Source organism: Sphingopyxis sp. EU05-FHT14B03 (genome assembly GCF_058790875.1).
The window spans coordinates 228,456-252,546 of sequence record NZ_JBYTDC010000001.1 but is presented as its reverse complement, the minus strand read 5'-3'; the positions used below and the strand labels follow the sequence as shown (position 1 = coordinate 252,546).

21 protein-coding genes are annotated in these 24,091 nt (G+C 68.1%); 8 read left to right on the top strand and 13 right to left on the bottom strand.

The window, feature by feature from the left end; all coding sequences use genetic code 11:
- Window positions 1-7 precede the first annotated feature (7 nt).
- Genes AC3WS4_RS01310 through fliE form a run of 7 tightly spaced genes read right to left on the bottom strand, consistent with a single transcriptional unit; the run spans window position 8 to window position 6,601 of the window.
- The gene (locus AC3WS4_RS01310) at window positions 8-1,219 is read right to left on the bottom strand and encodes a flagellar hook-length control protein FliK (RefSeq protein ID WP_492742584.1); all 1,212 of its coding nucleotides are present in this window, start codon (window positions 1,217-1,219) and stop codon (window positions 8-10) included.
- Complete coding sequence (locus AC3WS4_RS01305; protein WP_056349480.1) at window positions 1,219-1,665, bottom strand: hypothetical protein; 447 nt, start codon at window positions 1,663-1,665, stop codon at window positions 1,219-1,221. The genes AC3WS4_RS01310 and AC3WS4_RS01305 overlap by 1 nt, the downstream gene beginning before the upstream one ends.
- On the bottom strand, window positions 1,662-2,993 hold the full coding sequence (locus tag AC3WS4_RS01300; protein ID WP_056349485.1) for a FliI/YscN family ATPase: 1,332 nt from the start codon (window positions 2,991-2,993) through the stop codon (window positions 1,662-1,664). The genes AC3WS4_RS01305 and AC3WS4_RS01300 overlap by 4 nt, the downstream gene beginning before the upstream one ends.
- Complete coding sequence (locus AC3WS4_RS01295) at window positions 2,990-3,586, bottom strand: FliH/SctL family protein (protein WP_492740155.1); 597 nt, start codon at window positions 3,584-3,586, stop codon at window positions 2,990-2,992. Before AC3WS4_RS01295 ends, AC3WS4_RS01300 begins: the two co-directional genes overlap by 4 nt.
- Complete coding sequence (locus AC3WS4_RS01290; protein WP_056349492.1) at window positions 3,579-4,613, bottom strand: flagellar motor switch protein FliG; 1,035 nt, start codon at window positions 4,611-4,613, stop codon at window positions 3,579-3,581. The genes AC3WS4_RS01295 and AC3WS4_RS01290 overlap by 8 nt, the downstream gene beginning before the upstream one ends.
- Entirely contained in the window at window positions 4,606-6,255 is a 1,650-nt protein-coding gene (fliF, locus tag AC3WS4_RS01285) for a flagellar basal-body MS-ring/collar protein FliF (protein ID WP_492740157.1), read from the bottom strand. The genes AC3WS4_RS01290 and fliF overlap by 8 nt, the downstream gene beginning before the upstream one ends.
- A 4-nt stretch (window positions 6,256-6,259) precedes the next feature.
- Window positions 6,260-6,601, bottom strand: a complete 342-nt coding sequence (fliE, locus tag AC3WS4_RS01280) for a flagellar hook-basal body complex protein FliE (RefSeq protein WP_492740158.1) — start codon at window positions 6,599-6,601, stop codon at window positions 6,260-6,262.
- A gap of 243 nt (window positions 6,602-6,844) precedes the next feature.
- Here fliE and AC3WS4_RS01275 point away from each other — a divergent pair, with 243 nt between their 5' ends.
- Both AC3WS4_RS01275 and AC3WS4_RS01270 read left to right on the top strand, forming a co-directional pair.
- Entirely contained in the window at window positions 6,845-7,657 is an 813-nt protein-coding gene (locus tag AC3WS4_RS01275) for a flagellin N-terminal helical domain-containing protein (protein WP_056349501.1), read from the top strand.
- A gap of 175 nt (window positions 7,658-7,832) precedes the next feature.
- Window positions 7,833-9,041, top strand: coding sequence for an acyl-CoA dehydrogenase family protein (locus tag AC3WS4_RS01270; protein WP_492740159.1), 1,209 nt, complete (start codon window positions 7,833-7,835; stop codon window positions 9,039-9,041).
- On the opposite strand, the gene AC3WS4_RS01265 is transcribed toward AC3WS4_RS01270, so the two are convergent.
- Together AC3WS4_RS01265 and AC3WS4_RS01260 are read right to left on the bottom strand one after the other, a co-directional pair.
- On the bottom strand, window positions 9,038-10,285 hold the full coding sequence (locus tag AC3WS4_RS01265) for an MFS transporter (protein ID WP_492740161.1): 1,248 nt from the start codon (window positions 10,283-10,285) through the stop codon (window positions 9,038-9,040). The genes AC3WS4_RS01270 and AC3WS4_RS01265 overlap by 4 nt on opposite strands.
- Before the next feature lies 1 nt (window position 10,286).
- The gene (locus tag AC3WS4_RS01260) at window positions 10,287-11,882 is read right to left on the bottom strand and encodes an acyl-CoA dehydrogenase family protein (protein ID WP_492740162.1); all 1,596 of its coding nucleotides are present in this window, start codon (window positions 11,880-11,882) and stop codon (window positions 10,287-10,289) included.
- A gap of 263 nt (window positions 11,883-12,145) precedes the next feature.
- Here AC3WS4_RS01260 and guaB point away from each other — a divergent pair, with 263 nt between their 5' ends.
- From guaB to AC3WS4_RS01245, 3 genes are all read left to right on the top strand, one after another.
- Window positions 12,146-13,603, top strand: a complete 1,458-nt coding sequence (gene guaB, locus AC3WS4_RS01255; RefSeq protein WP_492740163.1) for an IMP dehydrogenase — start codon at window positions 12,146-12,148, stop codon at window positions 13,601-13,603.
- 104 nt (window positions 13,604-13,707) lie between these two features.
- Window positions 13,708-14,895: an RsmB/NOP family class I SAM-dependent RNA methyltransferase gene (locus tag AC3WS4_RS01250; protein WP_492740165.1), complete on the top strand. Its 1,188-nt coding sequence runs from the start codon at window positions 13,708-13,710 to the stop codon at window positions 14,893-14,895.
- 35 nt (window positions 14,896-14,930) lie between these two features.
- Window positions 14,931-15,446 carry a tetratricopeptide repeat protein gene (locus AC3WS4_RS01245; RefSeq protein WP_187139400.1) on the top strand — a complete coding sequence of 172 codons (516 nt, stop codon included), beginning with the start codon at window positions 14,931-14,933 and terminating at the stop codon, window positions 15,444-15,446.
- Window position 15,447: 1 nt separating this feature from the next.
- On the opposite strand, the gene rsmA is transcribed toward AC3WS4_RS01245, so the two are convergent.
- The 4 genes from rsmA to AC3WS4_RS01225 all read right to left on the bottom strand — a co-directional run bounded on the left by rsmA (window position 15,448) and on the right by AC3WS4_RS01225 (window position 21,299).
- Window positions 15,448-16,284 (bottom strand): 16S rRNA (adenine(1518)-N(6)/adenine(1519)-N(6))-dimethyltransferase RsmA, encoded by an 837-nt coding sequence (gene rsmA, locus AC3WS4_RS01240; RefSeq protein ID WP_492740167.1) that lies wholly within the window; start codon window positions 16,282-16,284, stop codon window positions 15,448-15,450.
- A complete protein-coding gene (gene pdxA / locus AC3WS4_RS01235) occupies window positions 16,281-17,300 on the bottom strand; it encodes a 4-hydroxythreonine-4-phosphate dehydrogenase PdxA (RefSeq protein WP_492740168.1) in 1,020 nt (339 codons plus the stop codon). Before pdxA ends, rsmA begins: the two co-directional genes overlap by 4 nt.
- Complete coding sequence (locus AC3WS4_RS01230; protein WP_492740169.1) at window positions 17,300-18,640, bottom strand: peptidylprolyl isomerase; 1,341 nt, start codon at window positions 18,638-18,640, stop codon at window positions 17,300-17,302. The genes pdxA and AC3WS4_RS01230 overlap by 1 nt, the downstream gene beginning before the upstream one ends.
- A gap of 361 nt (window positions 18,641-19,001) precedes the next feature.
- The gene (locus tag AC3WS4_RS01225) at window positions 19,002-21,299 is read right to left on the bottom strand and encodes an LPS-assembly protein LptD (RefSeq protein ID WP_187139403.1); all 2,298 of its coding nucleotides are present in this window, start codon (window positions 21,297-21,299) and stop codon (window positions 19,002-19,004) included.
- A 130-nt stretch (window positions 21,300-21,429) separates the two neighbouring features.
- On the opposite strand from AC3WS4_RS01225, the gene AC3WS4_RS01220 reads away from it, so the two are divergent.
- The 3 genes from AC3WS4_RS01220 to AC3WS4_RS01210 all read left to right on the top strand — a co-directional run bounded on the left by AC3WS4_RS01220 (window position 21,430) and on the right by AC3WS4_RS01210 (window position 24,032).
- Complete coding sequence (locus AC3WS4_RS01220; protein WP_492740170.1) at window positions 21,430-22,872, top strand: leucyl aminopeptidase; 1,443 nt, start codon at window positions 21,430-21,432, stop codon at window positions 22,870-22,872.
- A gap of 112 nt (window positions 22,873-22,984) precedes the next feature.
- The gene (locus tag AC3WS4_RS01215) at window positions 22,985-23,434 is read left to right on the top strand and encodes a DNA polymerase III subunit chi (protein WP_492740171.1); all 450 of its coding nucleotides are present in this window, start codon (window positions 22,985-22,987) and stop codon (window positions 23,432-23,434) included.
- 70 nt (window positions 23,435-23,504) lie between these two features.
- Entirely contained in the window at window positions 23,505-24,032 is a 528-nt protein-coding gene (locus AC3WS4_RS01210) for a hypothetical protein (RefSeq protein ID WP_187139406.1), read from the top strand.
- The last annotated feature ends 59 nt before the right edge of the window (window positions 24,033-24,091 follow it).

Here is a 24,091-nt window from a genome sequence, read left to right as displayed (position 1 = left end):
TTCCTCGTCAGGCGAAGCGGCTGCGGCGGTCGCCGCTGCGCTCTTGGTCACGGGTTTCGGGGCGCGCGTCGTGCGCGGTGGCGGTTTCGATCAGATGCGCCGCGTCCTGCGCCGGGTTGCGACCCTGGCCCTGTTGCGACTGGCGTCCGGCGTCGGTCGGCGTGTGGGTCACCTGCGTCTCGGCGACGCGCACGCCCTGCTGGCGGAGGTCGTCGACGAGGCGGACCTGCGCCGCGGTGACGATCGTCGCGGTCGCTTCATGCTGGGTGTCGAGCTTCAGCGACACGCCGTCGTCGCCCATCATCATCGACACGTCGAGCCGGCCGAGGTGGCGCGGCATCAGGCGGAAACTGACGTCGTTCGCCGCCGATTTGGTCGCGGCGATGTCCGACGCGAGCTGTTCGATCCAGGCATCGTCGCTGGTCAGGTCGAGCACCCGCTCGGCGATGACAACGGGCTTGGCGGCTTCGGCGACCGCACCGGCCTGCGTCGCGGGCTGGGCGAAGAGCACGGTCATCGACGGTTCGGCGGCGGGCCTCACGGCCTGCGGTTCGGCGGCGGCAACGGCGACCGGGACGGGCGCGGCGTCGCGCGCCTTGGGCGCGGCCATCGGCAGCGTGGGAGTCTCGTCGCGGCGCGGCGCGACCGGGGCCGTTTCGATTGCGGGCTTGGCGGCGGCGCGGGTCTCGACCGCCGGTTGCGCCGGGAGCATCGTGGCGACCGGCGCGGCGTCGGTGACGGCTTCACCCTCTTCGCCGGTTTCGCTTTCGCCCTTGGCTCCGGCGACCGGCTTGGCAATCGCCGGCTTGGGAGCGGCGGCGGTGAAGTGGGCGAGCGTCGCGAGCAATTCGTTCGCCGCGACCACCGCCTTGTCGGTGGCGGGGCGGGCATCGGCGGTCGGCGCCGGGACCTCGTCGCTGGTTTTGTCGGCACCGGCGAGCTCGGGTTCGGCGGCGATCGGGCGCGCGGGCTTGCCGGGAGCGGCGACGACGGGCGCGGGCTGGGCGCTCGGTGCATCGACCACCGCGAGCGGGGCCGGAGCCACGGCGGCGGGGACGGCCGACAGGACCGGGGCGGTCACGACAGCCGCGCTCGGCGCCTGCTGCGCGACGAGCTGCTCGAATGCGCCGCCTTCGCCCGCGCCGGCGGCCTGCGCCGGGGCGAGCGCCGCGAGCAGCGAGGGCAGTGCCGGGGTCGAGGTCTGCGGCAAGGTGGCCATCATGCGACGCCGCCGTCGATCAGGCGCAGCCGCATGCCGCCGCGTGCGCGGTGCGGGCGGTTGGCGTCGCTGCGGCGTTCCATTTCCTGCTCGGCCGACTTGCGGCCGCGTTCGTACAGGCGAACCGCCGATTCTTCCTTGACCATGGCGCGCTGCGCGAGCGCCCCCATCTGGTCGCGGCGGGCGCTGGCGCTCACCATCGGGGCGGCAAGATTTTCCTTCGCCATGTCGAGCCGCATGCCGAGTTCGCCGATCGTGTTGAGCGCGCGCCCGGCCACTGCGCCCTTCGCCATGGCGAGGTCGCTGCGCAGCGTTTCGAGCCGCTTCGACAGCTCGACCAGGTTTGCCAGTTCGTTGGTGGCCCGCGCCAGATTGGCTTCGGCCATCTGATGCTCGACGCCACGAACGCGGATGATCCGTTTGCGGCGCGCGGTGCGAGAGGTCATGCAATATATCCTTCAACGAGTGACTGGCGGGAGGTTTGAAAATCGACCTGGGCCTTGGCCGGCTGCGACACATAGGCGAGCTGGTCGGCGCGGCGGGCGATGGCTTCATCGAGCACCGGATCGCCGCCGGCGACATAGGCGCCCATCAGCATCAGGTCGCGGTTCTCTTCATACGCCGACCACAGCTGGCGGAAGCGTGCAGCGGCGGCGCTGTGCTCGGCATCGACCGAGTCGACCATCGTCCGCGACAGCGAACGGGCGACGTCGATCGCGGGATAGACGCCCTGTTCGGCCATGGTGCGCGACAGAATGATATGGCCGTCGACGATGGCGCGGGCGCTGTCGACGACAGGGTCGTCGATGTCGCCGCCGTCGGCGAGCACGGTGTAGAGCGCGGTGACCGACCCTCCGGTTTCCTTGTCGATGCCGGCGCGTTCGCACAGCGAGGGGATCAGCGCGAAGACCGAGGGCGGATAGCCCTTCATCGTCGGCGGTTCGCCGAGCGTCAGCCCGATCTCGCGCTGCGCATGCGCGACGCGGGTCAGGCTGTCGATCAGCAGCAGCACCTTCTTGCCCTCGTCGCGAAACGCCTCGGCGATCGCGGTCGCGCGCATCGCGGCGCGCAGGCGGAGCAGCGGCGGATGGTCGGCGGGAACCGCGACGACGACCGACTTCTTGCGGACCTCGGGTGGCAGCTTGGTTTCGACGAAGTCGCTGACTTCGCGGCTGCGCTCGCCGATCAGGCCGACGACGATGACGTCGCATTCGGTGCCGGCGATCATCTGGCCCATCAGCACCGATTTGCCGACGCCCGAACCCGCGATGATCGCGACGCGCTGGCCTTCGCCGACGGTGAGCAGCCCGTTGATCGCACGCACGCCCATGTTGAGGGCCTTGGTCACGCGGCCGCGGCGCAGCGGATTGACCTTGCGCCCGGCGAGCGGCCACAGGAATTGCGACTTGACCGGCGGGCGGCCGTCGAGCGGATTGCCCTGCGCGTCCATGATGCGGCCGAGCAAAGCCTTGCCGACGGGGACCATCGACGAGGCGCCATGCGGTTCGACCGGCGCGCCGGTGACCAGCGGCTTGTTCATGTCGAAGGGGAGGACGAGGCTGCGGTGGCCGCGAAAGCCGACCACTTCGCCATAGACATAGTCGTTGTCCGCCGACTTGATGCGTACGTTGCTGCCCAAAGGCTGCGGGAAACCGGACACCTCGAGCATGATGCCTTCGTGCGCGACAAGCGTGCCGATGCGGCGCGGGCTCGCCTTGCCGAGGTCGACGGGGGCGAGCAATTGCTGCGCGGTCATGGCCATGCGGCGGGTCATGCGGCACCGCTTTCGCCGCCGAGCGCGGCGCGGAGTTCATTCAGATAGACGGCGCGGCCATGCTCGATCCAGCCGCCCGAAGTTTCGATGCGGACGGTGCCGCGGACCATCGCCGCGTCGGCGGAGATCGGCAGCGTGAGCGCGCAGTCCATCAGCAGCGCCGCGTCCTGGGGGTGGACCCAAAGGGTGCGCGCCTTGTCGCATTCGGCGACCAGCGCGGCGGCGGTTTCGGCTTGTTCCTTCAGCCACTCGGCATCGATCGGCGCGTCGGCGACGATCTGGCGGACCAGCCGCTCGACGGTCTCGGCGATCATCTGCGCCAGTTCCTCGCTGGGTTCGTCCTGCAGCGCCTGGGCGCCCGCGACCAGCGCGAGCAATTGTTCGCGTTCGACCGCGAAGCCCGCCTCGGCAAGGCGCTGGCCTTCGGCGAGACCCGTGGCGAAGGGATCTTCGCCCGGCTCGATCTCGACCGGTTCTGCGGCAGCCACGGCTTCGCGGGCACGCGCGGCCGGGTCGAACGACAGCGGACGAAAGCCGGTGTCGCGCGCCATGATCTGCGCGAGCGGGGTGGGGGCGAAGCTCTGGTCAGACATAATCGTCGCCCGCACCCGCGATCATGATTTCGCCCGATGCCGCCATCTGGCGCACGATCTGCATGATGCTCTTTTGCGCGTCGTCGACGTCGCTGCGCTTGACCATCGTCATCTCGGCCATTTCGTCGCGGATCGTTTCCGACGCGCGCTGCGACATCGTCGACAGGCACAGGTCGACCATATCGTCGTCGGCGCCCTTAAGCGCGATCGACAGCTGCGCCGCGTCGACGCCGCGCAGGATCGTGCCAAGGCTCTTGAGATCGAGGTCGCGCAGGTTTTCGAAGATGAACATTTCTTCCTCGATCGTCTGGGCGAGCTGGCGGTCGGCCTTTTTCAGATTGCGGATCGTCCGCTCGCTGGCCGATTTCGACATTTTCTTCATGATCCGGGCGACGTCGCTCGGGCCACCGATCGGCTGCTTGGCGACGCGCTGGCCGCCGACATTGGCGGAGGCGAGCACCGATTCCAGATCCTCGATCGCCGCGGCGGGGACCGAGGTCAGCTGCGCGGCGCGCAGCACCAGGTCGGCCTGCAGCCCTTCGTCGAGCGTTTCGATCGCACGCGCGGCGATGTCGGGGACAAGCACCGACAGGATCAGCGCGCCGACCTGCGGATGTTCGCTGGCGAGCAGCCCGCTGATCGCGTCCATGTCCATCCAGCGCAGCATTTCGAGCGACGCGGCGCTCGACTGCGGCGCGACGGCGGCGAGGATATTGTCGGCGCGGACGTTCCCGACGGCCTGGTTGATGACGGTACGGATGCGCGTGTCTGCGCCGACGCTGAACGCGCTGACGTCGCGGCTGCGCATCACGAAGCGGTCGAGCGCATGCTCGATCTGTCCTTCATTGGCGTTGGCGGCGTCGAACATGCCCTTGGCAAGCTGGCGCACTTCATCGGGATCGAGGTGCTTCAGGATCGTCGCGGCGTCGCTCTCGTCGAGCAGCATCAGCAGGATCGCGGCGGCGGCCGAACCCTCGACGGCGGGCTTGGCGGGTGCGGTTCCGATCGCGGTGTCGAGTTCAGGCACGGGCGCCCTCCTGCATCAGCTGGCGCACGACGATCGCGGCACGGGCCGAATCCTGGCGGACGAATTCGCGGACGAGATTGGCGCGCGCTTCATAGCTCGGCGCCGCCTCGATCATTTCGAGGGTGATTTCGCGGCCGGCGCGCGGGGCGCCCAGCGCGGACTGATTGGCGGCGCTCGCCATCAGCGATTCCTCCAGCGCGGCATCGCGTTCGGCGCGCGCCGCCGCCCTGGCCTTCGCCGAGCGGATCAGCGGGCGGCCGATGAAGAAGAAGGCGAGGATCGCGGCGAGTACCGCGCCGACCTGCTTGACCAGCGGCATGAACCAGCCCTGCTCGTAAAAGGCCGGGCTGGCGTCTTCGATCTTGGCGAACGGACGCTGGCCGATCGCGACCTGATCGCCGCGCGTCGCATCGAATCCGATCGCACCCTTGACCAGGTTGTCGATCTTGGCGAGGTCGCCCTGGCTCAGCGCCTTGCTACCCTGGTTGAGCGCGACCGCGACCGACACGCGGCGAAGCTGGCCCTGCGGGCGATGCGTCACCGAAATCTCGCGGCCGACTTCATAGGCCCGCTGGGCGTTTTCGTTGCTCTGGGTTTCGGTCGTCGCTGGGGCGGTGCCCGTCGGCGTCTGGTTGAGCGTCGAGGCCGGCGGCGGCTGATTCGACAACGCGCCGGGGATGCCGACGGCGGGGGCATTGCCCTGGCCGCTGACCGAACGGATGACCTGCTCACTGCGCAGCGCGCGGTCGTTTTCGGGAAAGCTTTCGCGTGTCGCCTGGCTCTCCGACATGTCGACGTCCGCATGGACTTCGACGCTGTAATTGCCGGCGCCGAGCATCGGTCCGAGCAGGCTGTCGAGGGCGCGGCGGAAACGGTCTTCCATCTGGGTCTGGAGCTGGAACGCCTGCATGTCGCTCGACGTCGCCGAGTCCGACAGCAGCGCGCCGCGCTGGTCGATCACCGACACCTGTTCGGCGTTCATGCCGGGGACCGACGAGGCGACGAGGAAACGGATCGCCTGCACCTGGCCGTCGCTGAGCGTGCGGCCGTTCTGCAGCGTCAGCATCACCGACGCGGTCGCGGGCTTGTCCTCGCGGACGAACAGGCTGGGTTCGGCGGCGGCGATATGGACGCGTGCGCCCTTGACTGCGTCGATCGCCTCGATCGTGCGGGCGAGGTCGGCTTCGCGGGCACCGCGCAGCGTTTCGCCTTCGATCGCGCGGCTCGCGCCCATCGGCAGCGCGCCGATCATCTCGCTGCCGTCGGCCGAGGCTTTGGGCAGGCCCTGGCCGGCGAGCGCGATACGCGCGGCGTGGAGTTTGTCGGCATCGACGGTGAGCGCGCCGGTGGCCGGGTCGATCGTGTGGCCGATGCCCTGCGCGGTGAGCGCGTCGGCGACCGCGGACTTGTCGGCGTCGGCCAGGCCGGCGAACAATTGGGTCTGCGGCGCCGCGGCGGTCGCGAAATAGGCGAGCGCGGCGATGCCGATCGCGGCGGTGGTGGCGATCGCGGGCAGCGCGCGCTGGACCGCGGGCTGACGAATGAACTGCTGCACGGGGGCCAGGCGGCCGCCCATGACGGGGACGGGCAGGCGGTTCGCGCTGCCGTCGTCGACGGGGGTGAGGATCTGGGCTTCGGCCATCGGATCAGACCGGCATGTTCATGATGTCGCGGTACGCGGAGAGCAGCTTGTTGCGCACCTGCAACGTCGTCTCGAAGCCGAGCGAGGCTTTCTGCCGCTCGATCATCACGCTGACGATGTCGTGGGTGTCGCCGCGCTCATAGGCTTCGCTGAGCTCGCTCGCCTTCGCCTGCTGGCCGTTGACCTGCTGCAGCGCGGCGGTGATCGCCGATCCGAAATCGGGCGTGGCCTCGGCGCCGTCGACGCCGCCGGCCGCACCGCGGCCCGCAGCGCGTTGCAGCGCCTGGTTCTGATTGAGGATCGAACTGCGCATTTGCAGCAGCCGGCTCTGGTCAATCGTGCTCATAATCTCATCCGTCCTCGAGGCGGCATCGCGCCGCACGCCAAGAACAATGCAAAGCGCGTGCCAAAAATTTTTATCTCAGGAAAACATAGGATTAATGCGGGGGTGGCGCGCGAATTAACCCTGTCCGGCGTTTTTTTGACGCGCCCCGCTTAAGCCCCGCCGCGTCCCGCCGTTACTGCAATCGTGAAGCTCACCGAGCCTTACACCACGGGAATGGCCCTTGGGGGGCCGGAAAGGGAACATATGACTGTTATCAACACCAACGTGAGCGCGCTTCGCGCCCAGAACAACTCGCGCGTTGCGGGTCGCATGCAGTCGGAGGCGATGGAACGCCTGTCGAGCGGCAAGCGCATCAACAGCGCCAAGGACGACGCCGCCGGCCTCGCCATCGCCACCCGCATGGACGCCAACGTCCGTGGCCTGAACCAGGCGATCCGCAACTCGAACGACGGCATCTCGGCCTCGCAGACGGCTGAAGGCGCGATGGGCGGCATTTCGAACATGCTCGTCCGTATGCGTGAACTGGCCGTCCAGGCTTCGACCGGCACGCTGGGCGACGACGACCGTGAAGCGATCCAGACCGAAGTCACGGCGCTGATCGCGCAGATCGACGACGTTGCGACGCGCACCACCTTCAACGGCACCGCGCTGCTCGACGGCACCGCCGACCTCGACATCCAGACCGGTCTGAACGACGGCGAAGTCGTGAACATCACCATCGCCGACATGCAGTCGGCCGGTCTCGGCGTCGACGGCCTCGACTTCTCGACCGCCGCCGGTGCGTCGGGCGCGCTCGCCACGCTCGACACCGCGATCCAGACGGTCGCCACCGAACGCGCCAACCTGGGTGCCCAGCAGAACCGCCTCGAAGCCACTGTCGACAATTTGACGTCGACCGTCGTGAATCTGGCGGACTCGAAGTCGCGCATCGAAGACACCGACTTCTCGGCGGAATCGACGAAGCTCGCGGCGGCCGGCATCCTGGCACAGGCATCGACCGCGATGCTCGCCCAGGCGAACCAGAGCCAGCAGGGCGTCATGAACCTGCTGCGCTAAGACACAGAGTAACCGAGACTCAGGCTATATTTGGTTGGTCCCTTAATTAGCCTGATCGAACGCCCCGGCCCCCCACGGCCGGGGCGTTCCCTGTTTTGAGCGCTTCGCTCGCGAAGCGCTTGCCCCCGCCGCGCAAATGATCCAACGGGTCCCCGATCATATTGGGGAGCCAGAAATGAGCCATCAGCAAGCCGCCGCCGCGACCGTCTCGGATCGTGCGCTCGACATCGGCGCCCGCGTCGAAACCTTCGTCCGCACCGTCGTCGCCCCCTATGAAAGCGACCCGCGCCGCGACCATCATGGCGCCCCGACCGACGACCTCGTCGACGAACTCAAGGCGAAAGCGCGCGCCGCCGGTGTGCTCACCCCGCATATCCTCGCCGACGGCGACCATCTGACCCAGGTCGAGACGGCTTATGTGCTCCAGAAATCGGGCCTGTCGCCGCTCGGCCCGCTCGCGTGCAACACCGCCGCCCCCGACGAGGGCAATATGTATCTGCTCGGCAAGGTCGGCAGCCCCGAGCTCAAGGCGCGCTTCCTCGACCAGCTCGTGCTGGGCCAGGCCCGCTCGGCCTTCTTCATGACCGAACCCGCCGAAGAGGGCGGCGCGGGCTCCGATCCCTCGATGATGAAGACGACCTGCCGCATGGACGGCAACCACTGGGTGATCAACGGCCGCAAATGCTTCATCACCGGCGCCGATGGCGCCAAGGTCGGCATCGTCATGGCCAAGGCCGAGGATGTCGCCGCGGGCGGCGGCGCCTGCATGTTCCTCGTCGATCTGCCCGACCCCGCGATCCGCATCGAGCATGTGCCGAACACGATCGACAGCTCGATGCCCGGCGGTCACGCGACCGTCGTCATCGACAACCTGCGCGTCCCTGCCGACCAGATGCTCGGCGAGGCGGGCGAGGGGTTCAAATATGCCCAGATCCGCCTGTCCCCCGCGCGCCTGTCGCATTGCATGCGCTGGCACGGCGCCTGCCAGCGCGCGCACGAGATCGCGAGCGACTACGCCAATCGCCGCACCGCCTTCGGCAAGCCGCTGATCGACCATGAGGGCGTCGGCTTCATGCTCGCCGAGAATCTGATCGACCTCAAGCAGGCCGAACTGATGATCCGCTGGTGCGCCGAAGTGCTCGACACCGGCGACCTCGGCACCGCCGAAAGCTCGATGGCGAAGGTCGCGGTGTCGGAGGCGCTGATGCGCATCGCCGACCGCTGCGTCCAGGTCATGGGCGGCACCGGGGTCACCGACAAGACGATCGTCGAACAGGTGTTCCGCGAAGTCCGCGCCTTCCGCATTTATGACGGCCCCACCGAGGTCCACAAATGGAGCCTCGCCAAGAAGATCAAGCGCGATTGGAAAAACGCGCAGGCTTAAGGCGCGATCCGCCCTTCGTCGCGCCCCGGCATTGGGGCGACGGCGTGGAGGATCGGCACCGACAGCGCCAGCCAGCCGCCGCCGGCCAGCACGGCGGCGGGCAGCGTCCACAAATCGGCGATCATCCCGAAGACCCACGCCCCGAGCGCCAGCGCGCCGAAGGTCACCGCCTGATAGATCGACAGGCAGCGCCCGAGGATCGCGTCGGGCGAGCGCAATTGCATCGCGACGTTGAGCGAGGTCAAAGTGCCGACCCACGCCATGCCGGCAATGAAGGCCGCGGCGAGCACCGCGGCGACCTGATCGGTCAGCGCGACCGGGACCAGCGCCGCCGCAAAGGCCAGCGTTGCGACACTGACGACGATCTCGCTGCCCCAGCGCCGCCGCGCCGCACCGACCCATAGGGCGCAGATGATCGATCCCAGCCCGAAGGCGCCGAGGCAGAGGCCGTAGTCGAGTTCGCCGCCCCTGAGCTGGTCGCGGACGAGCGAGGGGAGCAGCGCCTGAAAGGCCGCCGCGCCGAAGCCGAACGAAAAGCCGCGCATCAGCACGCGGCGCACCGGGTCGGACTGCGCGCAGAAGCGCAGTCCCGTCGCGATCGCGGCGAGCATCGGGCTGCGCTTCGGCGGCTCGGTTTCGGGCTTCCAGCGCAGCAGCACGACGATCAGCGCCAGATAGCTCAGCGTGTTGAGCGCGAAAGCCGGAGCCGGCCCGGTGAGCGAAATGAGCAGCCCGCCGAGCGCCGGGCCGACGCTGCGCGCGAGGTTGAAGGCGATGCTGTTGAGCGCGATCGCCTGCGGCAGATGCGCGTGCCCGACCTGCTGGCGCACCGAGGCCTGCCAGGCGGGCGAATTGACCGCGGTCCCGCAGCCGACCGCAAGGGTGAAGAAGAGCAGCGACAGCGGTCCGATTGTGCCGAACCATGTGACCGCGGCAAGCGCCGCCGAGGCGGCGAGCATCCCCGCCTGCGCCCACAACATCACCCGCCGTCGATCATAATTGTCGGCGATCGCCCCTGCGAACACCCCGATCAGCAGGATCGGGATCGTCGCCCCCGCGTTGACCAGCGCGATCAGCAGGTGCGACTGGGTCAGCTCGGTCATCAGCCAGGCCGCACCGACCGACTGGATCATCGACCCCATGTTCGACGCGAGATTGGCGATCCAGATCGCGCGGAAAGCGGGGAATTGAAAGGGGGCGAGCGGCGAGACGGGGGCGGGGCGAGGCTCGCTCCCGTCGGCCATCTTAATTACGGCCCCCGACCAGCCCGCGCGCGATCACTTGCGCCTGGATCTCCGCCGCGCCCTCGAAAATGTTGAGGATGCGCGCGTCGCACAAGACGCGGCTAATCTCATATTCCATCGCATAGCCGTTGCCGCCGTGAATCTGCAGGCTCGCATCGGCGTTCGACCAGGCCGCGCGCGCGCCGAGCAGCTTGGCCATGCCCGCTTCGATGTCGCAGCGCTTGCCGCCGTCCTTGGCGCGCGCGGCGGCATAGGAGAGTTCGCGCGCGGTGACGAAATCGACGAGGCTCATCGCCAGCTTGTCCGACACGCGCGGGAAATGGAGGATCGCCTTGCCGAACTGCTTGCGCGTCGTCGCATAGTCGAGCCCGAGTTCGAGCGCGCGACGCGCGACGCCCACCGCACGCGCGGCGGTCTGGATACGCGCGCCTTCGAAGGTGCGCATCAATTGTTTGAACCCCTGACCTTCCTCGCCGCCGAGAAGCGCGTCGGCGGGCGCGTGCATCGCGTCGAACTGCAGCGCATATTCGCGCATCCCGCGATAGCCGAGCACCTCGATCTCGCTGCCGCTCATGCCGGCGGCGGGGAAGGGCGTCTCTTCGCTGCCGCGCGGCTTGGGAACGAGCAGCATCGACAGCCCGGCATAGCCTTTGGCATCGGGCAGGGTACGCGCGAGCAGCGTCATCATGTCCGACCGCGCGGCATGGGTGATCCAGTTCTTCGCCCCGTCGATCACCCAGTCGCCGTCCGCATCGCGGCGTGCGCGCGTCTGCAACGATCCCAGGTCCGATCCGACATCGGGTTCGGTGAACACCGCGGTCGGCAAGACCTCGCCGCTCGCGATGCGCGGCAGCCAGTCGGCTTTTTGCGCATCGGTGCCGCCGAGCACGATCAGTTCGCCCGCGATCTCCGATCGTGTGCCGAGCGACCCGGTGCCGATCCAGCCGCGCGACAATTCCTCGGTGACGATGCACATCACCAGCTTGCCGAGTCCCAGCCCGCCAAATTCCTCGGGAATGCAGACGCCGAAGGTGCCGAGGTCGGCCATTGCCTGCACCGTCGCATCGGGAATCAGTGCGTTGGCAAGGTGCCAGCCATGCGCGTGCGGGACGATCTCGCTGTCGGTGAAACGCCGATATTGCTCGCGGATCGCGTCGAGGTCGGTGTCGTGAAGCGTCTCGCTCGGCCATTGGCCGCCGGCGAGCGCCGCCGCCACTTCGGCGCGCGTCGCCGCATGGTCGGCGTCGAGCAGGGGCGCGCTGGCGGCGGCGAGCTTGGCGGCCGCGGCGGTCAGGCCAAGGTCGGCGGGACGAAATATCTCATTCTGTCCCATCGGCAGTCCGCCGACGAGCTGGCCGATGCCTTCGGCGAAGGCGAGGGTCGCGATTTTCGCATCGAGGGGGTTGGCACCGCCGCCGGCTTCGAGCCAGCCGAGCGTCGCCTCGAGCGCCGCCACCGTCGTCGCGACCCATGCGAACCCGTGCGCCGCGCGCTGTTCGCTGTCGATAGCCGTGTCTTGCAACCGTGCGGCGAGCGCCGCCTGCGCGGCGCCGCGATAGTCCTGTGCGGCGCTGAGCGCCTGCCCGTAATTGCTCATTCCATCATCCCATTCGTCGCGGCGGCGATGCACCGAACGAGGGCGCTCTGCAACCCTCAGTTAGTATACTATCTTCCAAATGCGACGCCGCCCCGCCTTGGCTCGCGATACCGGCCAAAGCGCGACCTGCTCCGCCGCGAAATAATCGCCTTCTCCCACTGGCGCGCGCGGGGCCGACTGGTTACATGGGCCGCCACCAATCGACTCGCGCGTGCCGCCCCGCCAACGGGAGCAGGCGCCGCCAAAAGCAGAAAGTGGCTCCCATGGAAATCATCACCGGCCTGACCTTCGACGACGTGCTGCTGGTGCCGGGTCCTTCCGAAATCCTGCCGTCCGACGCGGTGCTGTCGACCCAGCTGACCAGCGAGATCAGCCTCAACATCCCGATCCTGTCCTCGGCGATGGATACGGTGACCGAGGCCGATATGGCCATTCTCATGGCGCAGATCGGCGGCATCGGCGTTCTCCACCGCAATCTGACGATCGAGGAGCAGGCGGCGGCGGTGCGCCAGGTCAAGCGTTTCGAAAGCGGCATGATCGTCAACCCGATCACCATCACCCCCGACGCGCCCTTGTCTTATGCGACCGCGCTTATGGATCAGCACAGGATTTCGGGCATCCCGGTGGTCGAGACCGGCGGGCGGCTCGTCGGTATCCTCACCCACCGCGACGTGCGCTTCGCCGACAATCCCGGCCAGCCGGTGCGCGAGTTGATGACCGCCGACAATCTCGCCACCGTGCGTCCCGGGGTCGGGCAGGACGAGGCGCGCAAATTGCTCCACCAGCGCCGCATCGAAAAATTGCTCGTCGTCGATGATGATTATCGCTGCATCGGGCTGATCACCGTCAAGGATATGGAAAAGGCGGTCAATTTCCCCGACGCGACCAAGGACGGCAGCGGCCGCCTGCGCGTCGCGGCCGCGACCAACACCGGCGATAGCGGCATCGAACGCGCCGAGGCGCTGCTCGATGCCGAATGCGATCTGATCGTCGTCGACACCGCGCACGGCCACAGCAGGATGGTCGCGCAGACGGTCGAGAAGATCAAGAAACTGTCGAATCGCGTCCAGATCCTAGCAGGCAATGTCGCGACCGGCGACGCCACCAAGGCGCTGATCGATGCGGGCGCCGACGGGGTGAAGGTCGGCATCGGCCCTGGCTCGATCTGCACCACTCGCGTCGTCGCCGGCGTCGGCGTGCCGCAGCTCACCGCGATTCTCGACAGCGTCGAAGCGGCGTCGAAATTGGGCGTCCCCGTCATTGCCGACGGCGGCCTGCGCACTTCGGGCGACATCGCCAAGGCGCTCGCGGCGGGCGCGTCGAGCGTCATGGTCGGCTCTTTGCTCGCGGGTACCGCCGAGGCGCCGGGCGAAACCTTCCTGTTCCAGGGCCGCACGTACAAAAGCTATCGCGGCATGGGCAGCGTCGGCGCGATGGCGCGCGGCAGCGCCGACCGCTATTTCCAGCAGGACATCAAGGACCAGATGAAGCTCGTCCCCGAGGGGATCGAGGGCCAGGTGCCGTTCAAGGGTCCCGCGAAGGACGTCATCCACCAGCTCGTCGGCGGCGTGAAGGCGGCGATGGGCTATACCGGCAGCCGCACCCTCAAGGATTTGCGCGAGCGGGCGAAGTTCGTGCGCATCACCAATGCCGGCCTGCGCGAAAGCCATGTCCACGACGTCGCGATCACCCGCGAAGCACCGAATTATCCGGTCGGTTGACAATTTCACATCGTCATTGCGAGCGAAGCGAAGCAATCTAGAACGGTTTACGCGGGCTCTGGATTGCTTCGCTTCGCTCGCAATGACGAAATAAGGGAAAAGCCATGACCCCCGCCGCACGCGTCCACACCGCGATCGAAATCCTCGACGCCATCGCCGCCGCCGCGCGCGACGGCGGCCCGCCCGCCGACGCGATCTTCGCCGAGGCGATGCGCGCGCGCCGCTACGCGGGGTCGAAGGACCGCCGCGCGATCCGCAACCATGTTTACGACGCGATCCGCGGCGTGCGGTCGGCGCCCGTATCGGGCCGCGCCGCGATGCTCGCGCTCGCCGATGCCGACGCCGAACTCGCCGCGCTGTTCGACGGCGCCGCATACGGGCCCGCGGTCATCACCGCCGACGAACCGCGCGCCGAAACCGGGCTCGCCACGCCTGCGCTGCTCAAGCTGTTCGACCCGCTCGTCGGCAAGGCCGAGCGTGCGGCGATGCTCGCCCGCGCCCCGCTCGACCTGCGCGCCAACCGGCTACGTTCGAGCCGCGACGAGCTGGCACGGATCTTCCCCGAGGGCGAAGCGATCGCCGGCCTCGCCGACGGCTGGCGCCTGCCCGGCGAAACCGCCGCGGTCCAGCATTTGGCCTATGCCGAGGGCCAGTTCGAGGTGCAGGACGCCGCGAGCCAGCTGGCGGCGGTCGCGCTCGCCGCCGAAGCGGGGCACGTCATCGTCGACTTGTGCGCCGGCGCGGGCGGCAAGACCCTCGCCATCGCTTCGGCGATCAATGACGAGGCCGCGATTCTCGCCTGCGACACCAACCGCGCGCGGCTCCAGCAACTGCCGCCGCGCGCAAACCGCGCCGGCGCGACGCGCATCGACACGCTGCTGCTAAACCCGGGGCAGGAGTCCGCGATGCTCGCCGATCGCATGGGCAAGGCCGACCGCGTCATCGTCGACGCCCCCTGTTCGGGCAGCGGCACCTGGCGCCGCAGCCCCGAACTGCGCTGGCGCTCCACCCCCGCACGGCTCGACCGCCATGTCGCCGAGCAGGCGAAGCTGTTGCGCCTCGGTGCCGATCTGGTGGCGCCGGGCGGCAAACTCGTCTATGCGGTGTGCTCAATCATCGCACGCGAGGGGCGCGCCCAGGTGGACGACTTTCTGACCCGCCATCCCGGCTGGACGGCCGACACGGACTATCTCCCGACGGGCGTCGGGCGCGCCGCGGGTGGCGGTTTTCTGCTGACTCCGGCGCATGACGGCTGCGACGGATTTTTCCTCGCCCGATTGACGGCTCCGTGATAGCCTCGCCTTCAATGAAGCGATGGGAGAATGCGATGCGCATCAGTTTCCTGGCCCTCGGCGCGGGTCTTGTCCTTGCCAGCCTGCCGACGGCGTCCGACGCGCAGCGGGCCGATAACGACATCCTGCCGGTCTCGATCGGACTGCAGGAACAGGGTGTGAAGGCGCAGCATGCGGGCGATCTCGTCGCCGCCACCGATTTTTATGAATCGGCGCTCGCCGCCGATCCGCGCAACCGCAGCGCGATCATCGCACTGGCGCAGGTCGCGCGCGCGCAGGGTCTGCCGGGCAAGGCGATCGGCCTGTATCGCGAGGCTTTGCTGCTCGAACCCACCGACATCGTCGCGCTGACCGGGCAGGGCGAAGCGCTCGCCGACAAGGGCGCGCTCGAACTCGCGCGCGAAAAGCTCGCCGAGGCCAAGCGCCTCTGCGCCGAAAAATGCCCGCAGGTCGCCGCGCTCGAAAAGACGATCGGCGCCAGCGCCGAAAAACGCGTGGTCGCGGCCGAAGCGCTGATCCCCAAGACGGTGGTCACGACCAGCCAGAATTGATCTAGCGGCTGAGCACCCGCGCCAGTTCGACCCACTCCGCGACGCTCACCGTCTCGGCGCGCCGTGTTGCTTCGATCCCGCACACCTCGAGCGCCTCGATCGCGCCCGGCATGCCCTTGAGGCTCTGGCGCAGCATCTTGCGCCGCTGACCGAACCCCTGCGCGGTCAACTGCGACAACAGCTTCGGCTTGACCCCTTCGGGCTGCTCGGCCGGCACGACATGGACGATCGCCGACATCACCTTGGGCGGCGGGGTGAACGCCGAGCGGTGGACCTTCATCGCGATGCGCGGGGTCGATCGCCACTGCGCCAGCACCGCGAGCCGGCCATAAGCGCCGGTGTCGACCTTGGCGACGATGCGTTCGGCGACCTCCTGCTGGAACATCAGCGTCAGCGATAGCCACTGCGGCGGCCAGGCCGCGGGCTCCAGCCAGCGCGTGAACAGTGCGGTGCCGACATTATAGGGCAGGTTGGCGACGATATGATACGGCCCACCGGCGAGCGCGTCGGCGTCGATCGCCATCGCGTCATCGGCGATCACCGTCAGCGCGCCGCCGAACGCCTCGCTGAGTTCGCCGAGCAATGGCAGGCAGCGGTCGTCGCGCTCGACCGCGATCACCTGCGCCCCCGCGCGCAGCAGCGCGCGCGTCAGCCCGCCGGGCCCCGGCCCGACCTCGAACACGCGCGCGCCCTCCAGATCGCCGGGCAGCGCCGCGATCCGGTCGAGCAACTGTTCGTCGAACAGGAAATTCTGCCCCAGCGCCTTGCTCGCCTGGAGCCCGTGCGCGCGCACCGTCTCGCGCAGCGGCGGCAGACTGGGGGTCGGCCGCCCGGTCACGCCGCGGGGGCGCAATTGCGCTCGCGCATCGCGGTCAGTTCGGCCGCCATGCGGATCGCCGCGATCGTCGGGCCCGGATCGGCCGTGCCGGTGCCCGCGATGTTGAACGCCGTGCCATGGTCGGCCGACGTGCGGACGATCGGCAGCCCGAGCGTCAGATTGACGCCGTCATCGAAATGCAGCGCCTTGAACGGCGCCAGCGCCTGGTCGTGATAGCAGCAGAGCAACGCATCGTAGCGCGTGCGGACGTGCGGCGCGAACAGGCTGTCGGCGGCGAGCGGCCCCTCGATCGCGATCCCGTCGGCCAGCAATTGCTCGACCGCGGGACGGATGATTCGTAGCTCCTCGTCGCCCATCTCGCCGCTCTCGCCCGCATGCGGGTTCAGCCCCGCGACCGCGATCACCGGTCGCTCGATCCCGAAATCGCGCTTCAGCGACCGCGCGACGATCCGGCCCTTGGCAACGATCAACTCGCTGGTCAGCCGCTCGGGCACTTCGGCCAGCGGGACATGCACGGTCAGCGGCACGACGCGCAGCCGCGGCCCCGCCAGCATCATCACCGCATTGGTCGCGGTGACGCCGCAGCGCTCGGCGATGAATTCGGTCTGTCCCGGATGCGTATAACCGATGCCATAGAGTTGCGACTTCGACACCGGCCCGGTGACGAGCGCGCCGGTCGCCTGGCCGCGGGTCAGCCCGATCCCGGTTTCGAGCGCGTGCAGGGCACAGGTCGCGCCTGCCTTGCTCGGCGATCCCGGCACCACCGGACCGCTGTCCTCGAGGTGCCAGACGGGCAGGGCGTCGTCGAACAGCCGTTCGGCTTCGGCGATATCGCCGACGCGTTCGACCGGGCCGTCCCACACCGCGGCGATCGACGCGATATCGCCGATCGCCACGAAGGGCGGCAGGTCATGATCCTTGCGAACCGCCCAGGCGCGGGCGGCGACTTCGGGCCCGACGCCGGCCGGGTCACCGAGGGTGACCGCGATCGGACGCGGGTTTGCGGAATCGGACATCAGCTGAAGTCGATCACCGCGTCCCGGCGCATGTCGCGCAGATAGCGCTGGGCGCGCTTGTTGACCTTTTCCTCAAGCAGCCGGCCCTCGATTTCCTCGAGGTTGGGCGCGGTCGCCGTGTTCGGCAATTCGCGGCCGCACAGCACGAGGACGCTGACGCCCTCGTTGGCGGCGCCGAAGGGTTGGGTCGTCTGGCCGACCTGCAGGTCGATCAGCGTCGCCTGCAGCGGGGCGGGCAACTGGCGCATCGCGATGCCGTCGCGTGCGACGACCTGCGCGCCCAGGCTCTGGGCCACGGCGTCGGCGCCGCCGCAACCGGCGATCCCGCGCGTCGCTTCGGCGAACTGTCCGGCGAGCTCGGCGCCCCTGGCAGGGGTCGTACCCGCCGGGAAATCGAGCGAAATCTGCTTGAGGCTGAGCACCGCGTCACGCGGATCGGCGGTCAGCACCTGACGCCGGTCGACCATCAGCATGATCGACACGCCGCCCGGAACCTCGATCGGCCCGACCAGCTGGCCCGGCTGCATCTGGCGTGCCGCGTCGGCCATCGAGTCGGGCAATTGTCCGCCCTTGACCCAGCCGAGGTCGCCGCCGACCACCGCGGTCGACGCCTCGGAAAACTGGCGCGCATAGGCGGCGAAGCTGCCGCCCGATTGCAGCGCCTGGACGATCTTCTGGGCGTTTTCGGCGACCGACTGGATCGTTTCGGGGGTCGCGGTCAGATAGATTTCGGCCAGGTGGAACTCGTCCTGCCCCTTGGCATCGGTCATCCGCTTGACGACCGCCTCGACCTCTTCGGTCGACACATTGGTCGTCGACTGGATGTTGCGCGCGAGCAGGCGGTCCCATGCATATTCGCCGCGGATCTGCTGCTTCACCGCCGCCGCCGACGAACCCTTCGACGCCAGATATTCGGTGAACTGCTGGGGGGTCTGCTTGTAGCGCGCGGCAAGCCGGGCGAACTGTTCGTTGATCAGATTTTCGTCGATATCGATCTTCGCCGCTCTGGCTTCCTGAATCTGCAACTTCTCGTCGATCAGGTTGCTGAACACCTGCTGGCGCAGGCGCTGTTCTTCTTCGGGCGGCAGCTCGATATTGTTGTTCGCGACGCGGATCAGTCCCATGCGCTGCTCGATGTCGGTGGCGGTGATGATCTCGCCGTTCACCGTCGCCGACGGGCGATAGACATTGCCCTTGGCGTCGCCGAAAATCTGGACATTGCCGGGGATGCTCAGACTGGTGGTCGGCACGTCGCTGTCGGGGACGGTCTGCGCCAGCACCGGCGAAACGCACAGCGACACGACAGCGGTCAGGCCGATCAAGGTCGAAATTTTGGTCATTTTTACCCTATGAAAGAGGTTCCGGTTCGCTCCGTATCAGCCGAAACGCCCGATGGTCCAGCGCAAAGCGCGCGCAAGCGCATCATAACTGGGGTCGGACTAACCGCCGAACGCTGAACGCAAGCTGAGCGAATGGGATGAGATGCGGGTCGCGCCTGGCCCGTCGGCGGCTCCAGGGTGGAGGCGGACGTTGCCGATCCTCCCTGTCGCGCAGCGATGGGGAGGGGGACCGCCGCCGTAGGCGGTGGTGGCGGGGCGGCGACGTCGCGCTATAGCCCCTCCGTCAGCGTTTCGCGCTGCCACCTCCTCATGGCTTCGCCACAGGGAGGATTTTCAAGGCCGCTACCGCTCGAAACCCGCCTCAGAACCCCAGGTTTCTCAATGCCACGCGGAACGAGAAGCTGTTGCCGCGCCGCGCGTCGCCGGTGTCGATATAGTCGCGGCGCCAGGTCAGCGCGATCGACAGGCATTCGTCGTCATAGGCGACGCCGAGCCGGTGGCGGATCGGCTCGAAGCCGTCCGACAGGCTCAGCGGATCATCGGCCTTGCTGGTCAGGTCGATGATCGCCGAACCGAAGACCGACCAGTTGCGGGCAAAGGCGACGCGGCCGCCGACGCGGGCTTCCTCGCGGTCCTGCAGATCCTCGGCGACCGTCGTGATGTCGCGGTTGAGCCGCGAGTACCCGAGCACGGCATAGGTCGCACGGGTGCCGATCGTCGCGTCGAACTCGTTGCGCCGGATCGCCAGATTGTCCTTGTCGAGCCGGAAACGATGGGTCAGCCGCAGGAAATCCTTGTACGCGACGGTGGTGCGGCCGACGACGTCCGACGTCCGGTCGGTCAGCCCGGTGCCGTCGGGGAACAGGCTCGGCTTGTCCGACAGGCGGTAACTTTGCCCGACGATGCTGTTGATGTTGAAACCCGGCCGGCTGTAATTCCATTCGGCGCCATAGGTGATGCGCGCGCCGTCCTCGAACCGGTCGTAGCCGCTGAAGCGGTTGATCGCGAACAGGTTGCTGTCCTCGAGGTCGAAGGCGCGGCTATCCTCGTTCGGAATGTCGAGGTTTTTCAGCTTCGGCGTCGCGACGAGCTGGACGCGCGGGGTCAGCGTCTGCGTCCCGCCCATGAATTCGCCGACGAACGGCCAGCGCATGTCGGCGGCGAAGGCGGCGATGCCGCGGCCTTCCCAGCCCGACTTGCCGCGATAGCCGGGAATCGCGGTGAGCAGATTCTCGTCGCTGTGATAGACGTCGCCGCGTACCATCGCGGTAAAGGTCACTTCCTGCCCCAGCGAGGTCAGGCGGCGCAGGTCCCAGCGCACCCCGGCAAAGGCGCGCTGCGTGTCCTGCCCCGCGGTGCGGCCGATCGCCAGCGTGTTGAGCTGCAACTCGAACTGGCCGCCGAACAGCGGGTCAGTCAGCCGCTGACGATAATCGAGGATCGGCAGCGCGATCGGCTGCTGCCCCTGCTTGTCGCCGGCGCGCAACGTCTGCGTCGCCCAGCCGGCGATCGACAAATAGCTTTGTCCGCCGATCCGCTCGACTTCGAAGGTCGACCGCAGCCGGTCGTCGCGGGTGATGTCGTACCGGCGCAGGAAGGTGCGGTCGCTCGCGATGCGGCCGGAGTAAGTGACGCTCCAGTGCGGGCTGAGCTGAAACTTGCCCGCACTCTCCAGATAGCCGCGCAGCTCGTTGTTGCCCGTGCTCGGCGTGCCGTTGAGCGGGACCACCGAACTATAGGTGCCATACCCGTTGATGCGGAACGACCCGACGTCGGTCAGCGCGCGAAACTCGCCCTCGATCATCGGCGCCGCGCCGGTGTAGAGGTGCGGGGTGATCGTGACGTCGCGGTCGGGCGCGATCCGCAGATAATAGGGGACCGCGATTTCGAAACCATTGGTCCGGTCGAGCCGGATTTCGGGAACCAGCAGCCCGCTGCTCGGCGAACTGTCGAGCGGGTGGCTGAGACCGGGCAGCGGGATCAGCGGCAGGCCGAATATCTCGATCCGCGCGCCCTTGTAGCGGACCTTGTTCTTGGCCTTGTCGTACAGCACCTTGACGGCGCGGACCTGCCAGCTCGGATTCTTGGCGCAGCCCGCATTATCCTCGACGGGGCAGGGGGTGTAGGCGGCATTCTCCAGTTCGATATTGCCGTTCTCGAACCGCTTTCCGCGCACTGCGGCAAGCCGCGATCCATTGTCGAGCACCACCAGCATGTCGTCGACGATCCCGTCGCGCAGGGTGTCGGTCAGGACGATCCGGTCGCCATAGGCGGTGTCGCCCTCGGGGTTGGTGATCGCGACGTCGCCCTCGGCGACGACTTCGCCGGTCTTGCGGTTCCACGTCACCTTGTCGGCGCGCATCTGGATCGCTTCGCGGTTCATCTGGACATTGCCGTCGGCGACGACGATCTCGGTATCGCTGTCGTAATTCAGATTGTCGGCGGCAAAACCGACCTGCTGTTCGCCCGCGACATCGGGCGCATCGATCTTCCCGGTCGATACATCGGGGGTCTGGAGGTCGGGTTCGCCCTGCGGCGCGGGCACGACCGGCGGTTCAGCACCGGTCTGCGCCGCGGCCGGCACCGCCAGCAACGCCAGCGCGCTGGCTGTCGCGAGCCACAGCGGCCGGTCGCCCCCTTGGAACAAAGTCCCCGTCATTGAATCCCTTTGTCCCGTCACCTGGAGCCTGCGGCTCGCTTGAACCCGCAGCTTTGTTTTTGCAACTCGCAAGCGAAACCCCTATCGGTCCGGCACGTTCCAATCAATCATCGCATAAGAAAGTCACAGGATGGACATTCAGTTTGTCGCGCAAATCGATGCGTCTGCCGACGTCGTCGCCTTTCCGGTCCGTAAGGGCGGTGCCGCCGCGCTCGGCGCGTTGCTTGGCGCCGCGGCGGCGCAGGCGCGCTTCGACGGTGCGGCGGGCACGGTGGCCGAAACCGCGGCGATCGATGGCGACCGTGCGAAGCGGCTGCTGCTTATCGGCATCGGCGAAGGCGGCGTCCACGACCTCGAACGCGCCGGCGCGGCGCTGACCGCCCGGCTGCAGACGAGCGGCGTCGTCACCGTCCATGTCGATTTTGTCAGCGCCGGGCCCGTCGATGCCGACGATATCCTCGCTTTCGCCACCGGCGCGACGCTGCGCAACTGGCGCATCGATACCTATCGCACCCGTCTCGCCGACAATGCCCGGCCGAGTCTCCAGTCGATCGTGATCGCGGCGCCCGGCGGGGCGCCCGCGGGCTGGGCCGAGGCGCAGGCGATCGCCGACGGCGTCGCCTTCACCCAGACGCTCGTCGCCGAGCCGCCGAACATCCTCTATCCCGAAAGCTTCGTCGAACGCTGCCAGCATCTCGCCGACTTGGGCGTCGAACTCGAAGTTCTCGACGAACGCCAGATGAAGGCGCTCGGCATGGGCGCGCTGCTCGGCGTTGCGCAGGGCTCGACGCGCCCGCCGCGGCTGCTCGCGATGCGCTGGAACGGCGGCGAGCCGGGCGCGAAGCCCGTCGCTTTCGTCGGCAAGGGCGTCACCTTCGACACCGGCGGCATCAGCATCAAGCCCGCTGCGGGCATGGACATGATGAAATGGGACATGGGCGGCGCGGGCGCGGTCGCCGGTGCGATGAAGGCGATCGCCGGTCGCAAGGCCAAGGCGAATGTCGTCGGCATCGTCGGCCTTGTCGAGAATATGCCCGACGGCAATGCGATGCGCCCCGGCGACATCGTCACCACCATGTCGGGTCAGACGGTCGAGGTGCTCAACACCGACGCCGAGGGGCGGCTTGTCCTGTGCGACGCCGTCACCTGGGCGCAAAAAATCTATGACCCCGCGGTGATCGTCGATCTCGCGACGCTGACCGGCGCGATGGTGATCTCGCTCGGCCATGAATATGCCGGCATCTTCGCCAACGACGATGGCCTCGCCGACCAGCTGATCGCCGCGGGCGAAGCCAGCAACAACAAGCTGTGGCGCTTCCCGCTGTCGGCCGCCTATGACAAGCTGATCGACAGCCCGATCGCCGACATGAAGAACATCGGCCCGCGTGAGGGCGGCTCGATCACCGCGGCGCAGTTTATCAAGCGCTTCGTCGATGAGGGCGTCAAATGGGCGCATCTCGATATCGCGGGCATGGCGTGGCACGACAAGGACGGCCCGGTCTACGCCAAGGGCGCGACCGGCTATGGCGTACGCCTGCTCGACCGCTTCATCGCCGACAATTTCGAAGGGTGACGCACCCGACCTCGTCATTGCGAGGAGCCGAAGGCGACGCGGCAATCCAGAATGTGCGTAAACCGCTCTGGATTGCTTCGCTACGCTCGCAATGACGATGGTCTTGTAATCCATGCCCCGCGTCGACTTTTACCGGCTGACCCGCGACCCCGTCGAACGGGTGCTCCCCGCGCTCGCGTCGCGCATATTGGGCAACGGCGACCGCCTGCTGGTCGTCGCGGGTCCCGCGATGCAGCGCCAGGCGATCGACGAGGCGCTGTGGACGCTCCAGCCCGTGAGCTTCCTGCCGCACGGTGCCGCCGGTTCGCCCGACGAGGCGATCGAGCCGATCCTGATCGCGGGCACGCTCGCCGCACCACCCCCCAATGGCGCGACGCATCTCGCGCTCGCCGATGGCGAATGGCGCGAGGAGGCGCTCGGTTTCGCGCGCGTCTTCCTGCTCTTCGACAACAGCCGCATCGACGACGCCCGCGCGCTGTGGCGCGGCCTCGCCGCGCGCGACGATGTCGACAACCGCTTCTGGAAACAGGATGAAAACGGCCGCTGGTCGGAGGGGCCGTGACTGTGACCGGCGTCACCGCGCGGTCCGCGTCCGATGCTATGAAAATCGCGAACCGCCACAGGAGCTTATCATGACCAACCGCCCGACGCTGATCCTCGCCGCCACCGCCGCCGCGCTTCTCCTCGCCGCCTGCAGCTCGAAATCGGAGCAGGAGGTCGCGAGCGGCACCTACACCGATCCCGACACCGGCAAGACCGCCGACTATAAGGTCACCAAGAGCGCCGACGGCGAGGACGGCGCGGTCAGCATCAAGACCGCCGACGGCGAGGTGAGCTTCGGCGGCGGCGTCGCCAATGCCAAGCTGCCCGCGGGTTTCACCGCCTATCCCGGCGCCAGGATGACCGGTGGCATGTCGGCGTCGGGCAAGGATGGCGAAAGCGGCATGGCGAGCTTCGAGGTCAAGGGACAGGCCGCCGACGTCATCGCCCATTTCCGCAAGCAGGCCGAGGCCGCGGGGCTGAAGGTGTCGAGCGAGGTCAAGGCTGGCGACATGATGATGTTCAGCGCCGAGAAGGGCGAAGGCGGCAAGGGCGGGGTACAGGTCACCGCGACCCAGGCCGGCGCCATGGTCAACGGCACCGTCACCTACGGCGGTTGACCCCGAAGCGGGGTGTCCGCCTCCTTCCTGCCTTGCAGTGCGGCAAAAGCGCGGCTAGA